Source organism: Peribacillus sp. FSL K6-1552 (assembly GCF_038005205.1).
GTDB classification, from domain to species: Bacteria; Bacillota; Bacilli; order Bacillales; family DSM-1321; genus Peribacillus; species Peribacillus butanolivorans.
The window spans coordinates 4,347,029-4,359,190 of sequence record NZ_JBBOST010000001.1; the positions used below are offsets into that span (position 1 = coordinate 4,347,029).

Below are 12,162 nucleotides of genomic sequence, written 5' to 3' on the forward strand. Positions count from 1 at the left end.
CATAACAACCTCCACTCTTTCTCAATAGGAGATTGATTTATAAAACGATACTAAAACGGAAAAAAATTAAGCAGAAAGACGAAAGAATCTTTCCTTTCTTTTCCAACGTCGTTACAATTATAATACAAAGTTTATGTTAGAAGGAGGGTATGTCTTGAATCCTGTTTATATTTATCGTTTCATTCGTTCTTTACTGGTCATCGGAGGCATAATTTTAGGTGGAATTGCCTTGTTCTATTTATCTAAATATACATATCCATTCATTATTGCCATGATTATTGCTTTCTTGATGAACCCTCTGGTTACTTTTTTTGAAAAGAAAGGCCGGTTACCAAGAGGATTGGCTGTGTTCGTTTCCCTTTTACTCATTTTTCTTTTATTTGCAGGACTCATTACCCTGCTGGTTACTGAAATTATTTCAGGTACCAATTACCTTGCTGGTGTCATACCTCAACATATTGAAACTATAGTAGATTATATCGAAACATACATCGCGACCACTATCATCCCTTTATATAATCAAACAACCGCTATGTTCAATAATTTAGATATCGAGCAGCAAGACACCGTCCTCAAGAATATCCAAAATATTGGCGAATCCATCACTACCGGTGTCAGTAGTTTTATTCAAGCGTTCTTAAAAAATATTCCCGCAATCATCGGCTGGTTTCCAACTACAGCAACAGCACTCCTCTTTACCCTACTGGGCACTTTCTTCATTAGTAAAGATTGGGATCACTTCGGCCGCATAACGGGAAAGTTTTTACCTGATAAGATTTTTGCAGGTGCCAAGCGTTTATTCCGGGATTTAAAACGAGCTTTATTCGGGTTTATCCGGGCACAATTCACACTTGTTTCATTGACAACGGTTACGATCTTGATTGGTTTACTCATTTTAGGAGTGAACTATTCAATTACAATTGCATTAATTTGCGGATTGGTTGATATCATTCCCTATTTGGGTACCGGGACCATATTTATTCCATGGATTATTTTTGAATTCATTACAGGGAATACCAGCCTTGCAATTGGTTTGTCTGTGCTTTACATTATCGTAGTTGTCCAGCGTCAATTAATTGAGCCTAAAGTTCTTTCTTCTAGTATCGGATTGGATCCACTTGCTACTCTCGTTGCTTTATTCATCGGTTTCAAATTAATCGGTTTTCTGGGACTTATTGCAGGGCCTGTGGTCCTTGTCATATTTAATACACTCCAGCGCGCCCATGTCTTTAAGGCCATTTGGGCATTTATTATCGGAGCGGATACAAATAAAACCACCTAAAGCTTTAGAATTAACTTTTATTCAGAAATCTCTCGTTCCTATAAAAAAGTCCGCCTCGAGTTTGAGGCGGATTTTTTTATAGTCTATCTATTATTTTGAAGTCTCAAATTGTTCTGCTTCAGTAGAGCCAGCAAGTGCTGTTGTAGATGATGTTCCACCAGAAACTACTTGTGCTACTTCATCAAAGTAACCAGTTCCAACTTCACGTTGGTGACGAGTTGCAGTATAGCCGTCAATTTCACTAGCGAATTCTGCTTGTTGAAGTTCTGAGTATGCAGCCATTCCACGGTCTTTATAACCAAGAGCAAGGTTGAACATGCTGTGATTCAATGAGTGGAAACCTGCAAGTGTTACGAACTGGAATTTATAACCCAATTTCCCCAATTCAACCTGGTAACTAGCAATTTCTTCATCACTTAATTTTGCTTTCCAGTTAAATGATGGTGAACAGTTGTAAGCAAGTAGTTTACCAGGGAACTCTGCATGAATCGCTTCAGCAAATCGGCGAGCATCTGCTAGGTTTGGTTCAGAAGTCTCGCACCAGATAAGATCAGCATATGGTGCATATGCTAGACCACGTGCAATCGCTTGGTCAAGACCTGCGTTTGTACGGTAGAATCCTTCTAGAGTTCGTTCACCTGTGATGAAAGGTGCATCAACCGGATCGATATCATCCGTGATCAAGTCTGCAGCATCTGCATCAGTACGAGCAATTAAGATAGTTGGTGTTCCCATTACGTCTGCTGCTAAACGGGCTGATACTAAGTTACGTACTGCCGTTTGCGTTGGAAGAAGAACTTTACCGCCTAAATGACCACATTTTTTCTCGGAAGATAGTTGGTCTTCAAAGTGAACGCCAGCAGCTCCAGCTTCAATCATACCTTTCATTAGTTCGAATACGTTAAGAGCACCCCCGAAGCCTGCTTCAGCATCTGCTACGATTGGTGCAAACCAATCAATATCATCTTTTCCTTCAGCAAAGCTAATTTGGTCAGCACGTTGCAGTGTTTGATTAATGCGTTTAACAACCTGTGGTACAGAGTTAGCTGGGTATAAGCTTTGGTCAGGGTACATTTGTCCAGCGATATTAGCATCAGCAGCTACTTGCCAACCACTTAAGTAGATTGCTTTTAAACCAGCTTTTACTTGTTGCATTGCTTGGTTACCAGTTAATGCTCCTAGTGCGTTAATGAAATCCTCTGTATTTAAAAGGTTCCATAGTTTTTCAGAACCACGGCGAGCTAATGTTTGTTCGATATCGATAGAACCTCTTAATTTGATAACTTCTTCAGCAGAATAAGGCCGTTTAATTCCAGTCCAGCGTGCGTCATTTTCCCAGCTTTGTTGTAGTTGTTGCGCTCTTTCATTAGTCATTATAATTTCCTCCTAATTTATATAAAAATATTAATTAACTAAACATTAAGATAATTGTTCATATGCCGGATTTGTTAAGAAATCCGCAAAGTCATCTGCTGCAATCAATTCTTCAAATAGTTTAGTAGACTCTTCAAATTTCCCTGATTTGAAAGCTTCTTCTCCTACCTCTGATTTAATGACTGCTAATTCTTCTTCTTTAATCTGATGGAATAATTCTTCGGTGATTTTTCTACCATCTTCTAAAATACCTTTTGGATGACGGATCCACTGCCAAACTTGAGCACGTGAGATTTCAGCTGTTGCTGCATCTTCCATTAGGTTATGAATAGGAGCAGCGCCTCTTCCACTTAGCCAAGATGCAATATACTGGATGCCTACGTTAATGTTCGTCCGTAATCCAGCTTCCGTTATCGTTCCTTCTGGTACTTCTAGCAATTCTTCTGCTGATACTTGAACATCTTCACGTTTCCGATAGATTTGATTCGGTTTTGGAACAAGGAGGTCAAACACCTCTTTTGCTGTACTTACCATGCCTGGGTGGGCGACCCATGTCCCATCATGACCGTCTCTCGCTTCGCGTTCTTTATCAGCGCGTACCTTAGCAAACGCCTCGTCATTTTTGACCGGGTCATTTTTGACTGGAATTTGTGCTGCCATCCCGCCTATTGCCGGAGCATTACGAGTGTGGCATGTTTTGATTGCTAATAAGGAATACGCTCTCATGTTCGGGACAGTCATCGTAACCTGTAACCTATCAGGGAAGATAACATCATCCGAGTGACGGAATTTTTTCAGGAAGCTGAAGATATAATCCCAGCGGCCACAGTTCAGGCCTGCGGAATGATCTTTCAACTCGTACAGAATTTCGTCCATTTCGAATGCTGCAAGAATCGTTTCAATCAAGACAGTTGCTTTTATAGTTCCTTGCGGGACTCTTAAATCGTTTTGTGCATAAACAAAGACATCATTCCATAATCTTGCTTCGATATGGCTTTCCATCTTCGGTAAGTAGAAGTATGGACCGCTTTCTTTTTCGATTAATGCTTTTGCGTTGTGATAAAAGTATAGTCCAAAGTCGAAAAAGCTAGCTGATATTGGCTGTCCATTTAAAAGAACATGCTTTTCTTCTAAGTGCCAGCCGCGAGGCCTTACTTTTAAAACAGCTGTTTTTTCATTTAATGCGTATACTTTTCCATTTGGATTTTCAAATGAAATGGTACCGCGAATTGCATCGCGTAGATTCAATTGACCATCTATACAATTTTCCCAAGTGGGTGAATTGGCATCTTCAAAGTCAGCCATGAAAACATTGGCACCTGAGTTCAAAGCATTAATGATCATCTTACGGTCAACCGGTCCAGTGATTTCAACCCTGCGGTCTTGCAAGTCATTCGGGAGGGGCGCAATTGTCCAATCACTTTCACGAATATGCTTCGTTTCTTCAAGAAAATTAGGTAGCTTGCCTTGATTTAGGTCCTCTTGAACGATTTTACGTTGTTCTAAAAGTTCTTTTCTTCTTTCACCGAAATGCCGTTCAATTCTTTCGATAAATTGAAGAGCTTCTGTTGTAAGTATTTGTTCATATCCAGGCTTAATCGTACCTGTAATTTGTAAGCCTTTTGCTTCAGTAATCATGTTGCTTCTCCACATCCTTTCAAGCTCTTATATGTTATAATACAGTTGTTTCTTTTCTTGATTGTATTATATAACACGATATGTAAATTTGTCACCAGTTTTTTCTAAAAAAAATTAAAAAAGAGAATATTTAACTTGGAAAAGCCTGGTATAACAACATTTCTCTTAAAAAATAATTAAAATATTCTGATATTTTATACTAGTTTAACTTCCAAAAATCCATTCTTGATCAGTGAAACAGGAAAAATCTCACCCCCATAAATTTCTCTCATGATTGGCCTCTATAATTAAAAACTTAAACAATTCAAGAGCCTTTTCAGTAAAAACGCAAAAAAACATCCTTAGAAATACCTGGGATGCTAATGATAAATTCATTTCTCTAACCAAAAGAGGCTGTCTAAAAAGTTTAGCTTTTAGACAGCCTCTTACTATTTATGGCGAATAATCGTTACTTTTCCTTTATTCATCCTGTTCATAATAAACCGGATAACGATCGGTTTGAGGAGATTCCGGGTTGGCGGAAATACTAGGATTAATCCTATGATATCCGAGATAAGTCCCGGTGACAGCAACAATGCAGCTCCAAGAAAGATACAGATTCCATCAATGATTTCATTTCCTGGCATCATTCCGTATCGAATCTGTTCCTGTGCCTTTTTCCATGTTTCCATTCCTTGCCGCTTGGCCAAATAGGCACCGATTAAACCGGTAGCTACAATCAGGAACAGTGTTGGCCAAAAACCAATCACATTACCTGACAACAATAAGACAATAATCTCAATGACCGGCATCGCAATGATAAACAATAAAAAATATTTCATCTACATTCCTCCTGCACAGCCCACGTATGGTGCGGTACACTCATCTTACCTCATTGGACCGAAATCATCCAAAATTTCGTTCTATAAAACGTTAGCATGTCCATCATAAATGATTCCGCGACTAGCATCGACCGTAATTCTTTGTTTATCCTTAAAGATTTTGGTCGCATCTTCTGCTCCAACGATAACCGGAATGCCTAAAGTGACTCCCACAACAGCTGCGTGGCTTGTCAAACCGCCTTCTTCAGTAATCAATGCAGCACACTTTTGAATTGCCGGCATCATATCCCGATCAGAACCAATTGTAACTAATACAGATCCTTCAGTTACTTTTTCCAAAGCTTCCTTGGAATTCCTAGCTATAACCACTTCACCTTTCGCAGATTTCCTGCCGATTCCTTGAGCCTTCAAAAGAACCTCTCCTAATACATGAATTTTCATCAAGTTAGTCGTTCCTGTTTCACCTACAGGCACACCAGCTGTAATGACAACTAAATCTCCATGGGATACCAATCCGGAATGCAGACTTTCATCGATTGCCGTTTGGAGCATTTCATCCGTGGTCGTCGCTTTTGGTCCAATCTGCGGGTAAACTCCCCAGGCCAATGCAAGTCTTCTTGAAACATGATCATTAGATGTAACAGCGATAATCGGTGCCTTAGGACGATATTTAGAAATCATCCGTGCCGTATGACCGCTCTCGGTAGGTGTAATGATTGCGCCGACATTTAGATTAAGCGCCGTATGGGCAACAGACTGGCCAATAGCATCAGTGACATTATGACGATTCACTTTGCTTCTTACTGATAATATTTCCCGATAATCAAGGGCTGTTTCTGCACGAGAAGCAATGTTATGCATCGTTTGAACGGCCTCAACAGGGTAGGTCCCAGCTGCTGTTTCACCGGAAAGCATGATGGCATCAGTTCCATCAAAAATGGCATTGGCCACGTCACTTGCTTCTGCACGGGTCGGCCGTGGGTTACGCTGCATCGAATCGAGCATTTGGGTAGCTGTAATAACTGGTTTCCCGGCATTGTTACATTTTTTGATCATTTGTTTTTGGACTAGTGGCACTTCTTCTGCAGGAATTTCCACTCCTAGGTCACCGCGAGCTACCATCAAACCATCTGACACTTCCAGGATTTCATCAAGACGGTCGACGCCTTCTTGATTTTCAATTTTAGGGATGATTTGAATATGTTCCGCTCCATTCTGTTGCAGAAGTTCACGCACTTCTAGGACGTCAGATGCCCTACGAACAAAAGAGGCAGCAACAAAGTCAATTCCCTGTTCAATTCCAAATAGGATGTCCTGTTCGTCTTTTTCCGTGATGCCTGGTAGGTTAACTGAAACACCTGGCACATTTACACCTTTTTTGTTTTTAAGTGTTCCACTGTTTAAAATTTTCGTATGGATTTCTTTTTTGACTTCATCCACCTTTAACACTTCAAGACCAATTAAACCATCATCTAACAAAATTCTGGATCCCGGATGGACATCATAGAGAAGTCCCTCATACGTAATAGAAAATTTTTCAGGCGTTCCAAGGACTTCGTTCATAGAAATACTGACTTCATCACCAGCAGTCAACTCTATAGCATCGTTCTCCATATTATTCGTCCTTATTTCCGGACCTTTTGTATCTAAAAGGATAGCAACCTGTTTCCCTGCTTTCTCTCCCGCTTCCCTAATGTTACGGATTCTAGCGGCATGCTCCTCATGATTGCCATGAGAAAAATTCAGCCGAGCTACATTCATTCCTGCTTCTATTAATTGAACCAACTTTTCTATACTTTCACTTGCGGGGCCAATTGTACAAACAATCTTGGTTTTTCGCATGGTGTCAACCTCCTCTAAGAAAAACTCGCCGACTGTCCACCTTTTGGCAGACATGGCGTAGTATTTATAAGCTTACTTTTTCTAATATTTGAATACTTTCTCAGTACTGATTTCTTTCATTAAACCTAAACCAGTACCAATTAAATTGATAACTCTGCGGATAGATCATACATTTTCTTGTCAATTGTATGCTGTTTCGCAAGTGCTTCGATGATATCATAATCAACTAGTATATTTTGTTCTATCCCGACAGCCTTGCCGCCTTTGCCTTCAAGAAGCAATTCTACAGCACGTGCTCCGAGTCGGCTTGCCAACACTCGATCAATTGCTGAGGGAGATCCGCCGCGCTGAACATGGCCAAGCACTGTAACACGCGTTTCAAAACCTGCTTTTGCTTCAATTTGTCTGGAAATATCAACGGCGCTTCCAACACCTTCAGCAACAATAATGATACTATGCTTTTTCCCCCGGTCATGTCCGCGGTTCAACTTACCAATCAACTCTTCCATATCGTATTTATATTCAGGACATAGAATCGTTTCTGCTCCGCCAGCAAGACCTGCCCAAAGAGCAATATCGCCCGCATTTCTTCCCATTACTTCAACCACATAAGTTCTTTCATGAGAAGTTGCTGTATCCCGAATTTTATCGATAGCATCGATTACCGTGTTTAGAGCCGTATCAAAACCAATTGTAAAATCTGTACCTGGAATATCATTATCGATCGTTCCAGGAACCCCGATACATGGAAAGCCTCTTTCAGTTAATGCCTTCGCTCCCCGGTAGGAACCATCTCCACCTATAATAACAATGCCCTCAATACCAAACTTATTCAATTGTTCAATAGCTTTTAGCTGACCTTCCTCAGTCTTAAATTCCGGACAGCGAGCCGTATGTAGCATTGTACCGCCGCGATGAATGATATCACCGACCGATCCAAGTTCAAGTTTCCTTATATCTCCATTTATCAGACCTTGATAGCCATGATAAATTCCGAAGACCTCCATCTCATGAAAAATCGCTTTCCGGACAACAGCTCGGACTGCCGGGTTCATACCTGGAGAATCTCCTCCACTGGTTAATACACCTATTCTTTTCATTATTGTCACCTCTCTACAGCACTAATCAAAATTAAGCTCACATTAACTTTCGTTATTACATTGTACCCTTTTTCTACCTTCAATAAGCAATCACTTTTTCACTTTTGCTTACTTGATGTTCTAAGCCTAACCGATTCTCTTCAGAAATTGAAGTAAAAGGGCGTAAAAGTTTGGATTCTTCACTCAAACAGATATATATATGTATGTATGCTTCCCTAGTAAGGCTGAAAAAAACGTGTTGCCCTTGGCAGCACGTTTTTTCCAGTTGCTAAATGCTTATGAATGCTGTTCAACTTCCTTAGGTTTCCCCTCTGGTTGTTTTTCAAATTCATATTCACCAATTTTCTTAAATTTCATATAACGTTGATTGATCAGTTCATCGCTATCCATAGGAAGCAATTCATTAAATGAACGTTTCAGAATATCCTTAATGGCTTCAGCCTGTACATTAGCATCTCGATGGGCGCCGCCTTTCACTTCAGGAATAATCTCATCAATGACCCCTAAGCGATTTAAGTCAGGAGCCGTGATTTGCATTGATTCCGCAGCCCGTTTAGCCTGGGAAGCATCCTTCCAAAGCAAAGCAGCAGCACCTTCAGGAGAGATTACTGAGTACGTTGAATTCTCTAACATGAAAATTCGATCTCCAACTCCTAGAGCCAAAGCACCACCACTGCCCCCTTCACCGATGACAATACTGATAACCGGCACCTTCAGTCCTGCCATTTCAAAAAGGTTTTTCGCGATGGCTTCACTTTGTCCGCGCTCTTCTGCCGCTTTACCAGGGAAAGCCCCCTTCGTATCTATGAAACAAATAATCGGACGATTAAATTTTTCAGCCTGTTTCATTAGACGCAAAGCTTTTCGATAGCCTTCTGGATGGGGCATACCAAAGTTACGACGGATATTTTCCTTCGTATCCTTCCCACGCTGATGACCAATGACAGTCACAGCCCGTCCTTCAAATTCGGCGATACCAGCCACAATTGCCTCATCATCTCCATAATAACGATCACCATGAAACTCGATGAAGTCATTAAATAAAAGCGGAATGTAATCAAGCGTTGTTGGACGAGCCGGATGTCGAGCAATCTGTACACGATCCCATGGTTTTAAATGATTATAAATATCGACTTCTAACTTCTCGAGACGTTTTTCCAAAGTTTCGATTTCAACCGTCAGGTCTACATCCGCATCCTTCGTTATTTCCTTCAGCTCTTTAATCTTACTTCGAAGCTCTGTAACAGGACGTTCAAATTCTAATTCGTAAATCATAACCATTCACCACCCGGGGCATGGATTTTAAGGATTGTTGTCAAGGTTTCTTTTAATTCCGTACGTTTAACTACCGCATCTAATTGCCCGTGCTTCATCAAAAATTCAGACGTTTGGAAATCTTCTGGAAGATCTTCGTGGATCGTCTGTTCAATGATTCGACGTCCCGCAAAGCCAATTAGGGCTCCAGGTTCAGCAAGGTTAATATCCCCAAGGGACGCAAAACTTGCTGAAACTCCGCCTGTAGTAGGATGTGTCATCATCGAAATAATCAGACCGCCTTCATTACTGAACATCTTTAGAGCAGCACTGGTCTTAGCCATCTGCATCAAGCTAAGAACACCTTCCTGCATCCGCGCGCCGCCTGATGCTGTAAATATGATAAACGGAATCTTCAATTCTCCAGCCCGTTCAATCGCCCGGGTGATTTTTTCCCCAACGACTGAGCCCATGCTTCCCATCCTAAAATTGGAATCCATGATAGCCGTGGAAACTTGGTAGCCATTAATGCTTCCTACCCCTGTGACCACTGCCTCATTAATCTTGGCTTTCTTTTTATCCTTTTCCAGCTTCTCCAGATAATCCGGGAACTGAAGTGGGTTAACTGAAATCATTTCTTTATCAAATTCATTAAAACTACCGGCATCAAATAAATATTCAATCCGCTCATGAGAGGACATTGAATGATGGAATCCGCAATGCAGACAGACTTTCTGGTTTTTCACTAATTCTTTTGTATACATGATTTTTTTACAGCCGGGGCATTTAGTCATAATTCCTTCTGGTACATCTTGTTTCTCACGATCTAAAGGAACCGTTGCATATTTCTTCTTAGACTTCGCAAATAGCTCTTTAAGCAAGCTTAATCCTCCCTTTACCACCAATTATCTATATTATGATACTTGGCCCAAACTATATCAAAAATAAAATTAGTATCGTGTAAAAAGGTGTCACTCGTCCTTCGACATATTTCTAATTCTAATTAGATACGTTTCAATGGCTTTTTCTTCATCTCGTTCGAGCAAATATGTAAGTAATGCAAGATAATCTTCCTTTTTTGTATTACCCAGTACCAACTCTGATGTTCTAGCATAACTGTTGACAATGCGCCAAATTCTTTCAAGCAATCGATTGCGATTTAATATGGCAATTCTTAAGAAGAAATCATCATCAAGAAACTCGTCAGCTTTGACCCAAACGATTAATTGTTTGATTTCTTCAGCTGTAGCGAAAAAGGCTACAATCCGTAAACAGTCAATTTCAATCAATCTTTTCGTCTCAGCTAAATCTTCTTGTACCTTTTTGTCTTGCAAAAAAAAGGTTCCCAGAAGCTCTACTAACTTATGCTCCTGGAAATCCCTGATAAACGTCCCTTCACCACGTCTTGTTTCTATCAATCCTAATAGCTCTAAGGCACGCAATGCTTCACGGACAGAGGAACGTCCCACATTCAGTCGATCCGATAACTCCCGTTCAGAAGGGATTTTATCTCCTGGTATAAGGCTGTCCGCTTCAATCATGCTACGTAGGCTCTCAACAACATCGAGATAAATTTTGGATGAAGAAGTACGATCCGCCAAAATAATTATTCCTCACTTTTTCCAATGATCGCTAATTTTCTTGTTTTTTCTTTAATTTCTTCTGGATCCACTTTAATTCTCGCCACTCCTGTTTCCATCGCTGCCTTGGCCACAGCCGCCGCAACGGCAGGTGCTACTCTTTCATCAAAAGGAGCAGGAATAACGTAGTCTTCGTGAATCTCATGTTCTTGTATTAAACCGGCAATTGCCTGAACAGCAGCTACCTTCATTTTTTCATTGATATGGGTCGCACGTACATCTAAAGCCCCACGGAAGATTCCAGGGAAGGCAAGAACGTTATTGACCTGGTTTGGAAAATCGGAACGTCCTGTCCCAACTACCTTGGCACCAGCTGCTTTCGCTTCCTCCGGCATGATTTCCGGATCAGGATTAGCCATAGCGAAAATGATTGCATCCCGGTTCATGGTGGAAACCATTTCTTTGGTTAACGCGCCAGCTGCAGAAACACCGATAAAGACATCCGCATCTTGAATAACTACTTCTAGAGGTCCTTCAACCCTATTTCTATTGGTTACTTTGGCCACTTGTGCTTTTATCTCATTCATGCCTGTCGGACGACCCTCATAAATGGCACCTTTCGTGTCACACATAATAATGTCACGTACTCCATAGCTATAAAGCAATTTAATGATTGCAATGCCAGCAGCACCGGCTCCATTTGCTACCACTTTAATTTCTGATATTGATTTATTTACAAGGCGTAAAGCATTTACAAGACCGGCAACAGTTACAATTGCTGTCCCGTGCTGATCATCATGAAAAACAGGGATATTCATTTCTTTCTTAAGCCGTTCTTCAATTTCAAAACAATTCGGTGCAGCAATGTCCTCTAAGTTCACTCCGCCGAATGTAGGCTCAAGTAATTTAACAGTCTCTACAATTTTATCCACTTCTGTCGTTTTTAAACAAATTGGAAAAGCGTCGACTCCTGCAAAACTCTTAAATAAAACGGCTTTACCTTCCATAACTGGCAAAGCAGCTTCTGGTCCAATGTTTCCTAGTCCCAACACAGCCGTTCCATCAGAAATGACAGCCACAGTATTCCCTTTCATCGTATAGTCATAAACAGTCTCAGGTTTCTCGTAAATTTCTTTACACGGTTCCGCGACACCAGGAGAATAAGCCAAGCTTAAATCTTCGGCATTCCTAACCGGTACCTTTGAAACTGTTTCTAACTTTCCTTGATTCAAGCGATGCATATGTAATGCTTCTTCTCTTAACGTCATAAT

General features: G+C 40.7%; 10 protein-coding genes. 1 reads left to right on the forward strand and 9 read right to left on the reverse strand.

The window, feature by feature from the left end; translation table 11 throughout:
- Window positions 1–154: 154 nt before the first annotated feature.
- The gene (gene ytvI, locus NST21_RS20935; RefSeq protein ID WP_201186159.1) at window positions 155–1,282 is read left to right on the forward strand and encodes a sporulation integral membrane protein YtvI; all 1,128 of its coding nucleotides are present in this window, start codon (window positions 155–157) and stop codon (window positions 1,280–1,282) included.
- A 90-nt stretch (window positions 1,283–1,372) separates the two neighbouring features.
- Here ytvI and aceA read toward each other — a convergent pair whose 3' ends face one another.
- The 9 genes from aceA to NST21_RS20980 form a co-directional block, all read right to left on the reverse strand.
- Window positions 1,373–2,656: an isocitrate lyase gene (aceA, locus tag NST21_RS20940; RefSeq protein WP_340891003.1), complete on the reverse strand. Its 1,284-nt coding sequence runs from the start codon at window positions 2,654–2,656 to the stop codon at window positions 1,373–1,375.
- 45 nt (window positions 2,657–2,701) lie between these two features.
- On the reverse strand, window positions 2,702–4,294 hold the full coding sequence (aceB, locus tag NST21_RS20945; RefSeq protein ID WP_340891005.1) for a malate synthase A: 1,593 nt from the start codon (window positions 4,292–4,294) through the stop codon (window positions 2,702–2,704).
- A gap of 428 nt (window positions 4,295–4,722) precedes the next feature.
- Entirely contained in the window at window positions 4,723–5,115 is a 393-nt protein-coding gene (locus NST21_RS20950; protein WP_056529312.1) for an FxsA family protein, read from the reverse strand.
- A gap of 81 nt (window positions 5,116–5,196) precedes the next feature.
- On the reverse strand, window positions 5,197–6,957 hold the full coding sequence (pyk, locus tag NST21_RS20955; protein WP_056529314.1) for a pyruvate kinase: 1,761 nt from the start codon (window positions 6,955–6,957) through the stop codon (window positions 5,197–5,199).
- Window positions 6,958–7,097: 140 nt separating this feature from the next.
- Window positions 7,098–8,057 (reverse strand): 6-phosphofructokinase, encoded by a 960-nt coding sequence (gene pfkA, locus NST21_RS20960; RefSeq protein WP_340891007.1) that lies wholly within the window; start codon window positions 8,055–8,057, stop codon window positions 7,098–7,100.
- 276 nt (window positions 8,058–8,333) lie between these two features.
- A complete protein-coding gene (gene accA, locus NST21_RS20965) occupies window positions 8,334–9,332 on the reverse strand; it encodes an acetyl-CoA carboxylase carboxyl transferase subunit alpha (protein ID WP_340891008.1) in 999 nt (332 codons plus the stop codon).
- Window positions 9,329–10,192, reverse strand: coding sequence for an acetyl-CoA carboxylase, carboxyltransferase subunit beta (accD, locus tag NST21_RS20970; RefSeq protein ID WP_056529319.1), 864 nt, complete (start codon window positions 10,190–10,192; stop codon window positions 9,329–9,331). The genes accA and accD overlap by 4 nt, the downstream gene beginning before the upstream one ends.
- A gap of 90 nt (window positions 10,193–10,282) precedes the next feature.
- Window positions 10,283–10,912 carry a GntR family transcriptional regulator gene (locus NST21_RS20975; protein ID WP_082527708.1) on the reverse strand — a complete coding sequence of 210 codons (630 nt, stop codon included), beginning with the start codon at window positions 10,910–10,912 and terminating at the stop codon, window positions 10,283–10,285.
- A gap of 5 nt (window positions 10,913–10,917) precedes the next feature.
- On the reverse strand, window positions 10,918–12,159 hold the full coding sequence (locus NST21_RS20980) for an NAD(P)-dependent malic enzyme (protein ID WP_053347279.1): 1,242 nt from the start codon (window positions 12,157–12,159) through the stop codon (window positions 10,918–10,920).
- Between the last annotated feature and the right edge of the window lie 3 nt (window positions 12,160–12,162).

Excerpts from the sequence above, each read along its gene's own strand:
- accA (WP_340891008.1), bottom strand. The coding sequence starts at position 9,332 with ATGATTTACGAATTAGAATTTGAACGTCCTGTTACAGAGCTTCGAAGT.
- pyk (WP_056529314.1), bottom strand. The coding sequence starts at position 6,957 with ATGCGAAAAACCAAGATTGTTTGTACAATTGGCCCCGCAAGTGAAAGT.
- NST21_RS20950 (WP_056529312.1), bottom strand. The coding sequence starts at position 5,115 with ATGAAATATTTTTTATTGTTTATCATTGCGATGCCGGTCATTGAGATT.
- NST21_RS20980 (WP_053347279.1), bottom strand. The coding sequence starts at position 12,159 with ATGACGTTAAGAGAAGAAGCATTACATATGCATCGCTTGAATCAAGGA.
- pfkA (WP_340891007.1), bottom strand. The coding sequence starts at position 8,057 with ATGAAAAGAATAGGTGTATTAACCAGTGGAGGAGATTCTCCAGGTATG.
- aceB (WP_340891005.1), bottom strand. The coding sequence starts at position 4,294 with ATGATTACTGAAGCAAAAGGCTTACAAATTACAGGTACGATTAAGCCT.
- aceA (WP_340891003.1), bottom strand. The coding sequence starts at position 2,656 with ATGACTAATGAAAGAGCGCAACAACTACAACAAAGCTGGGAAAATGAC.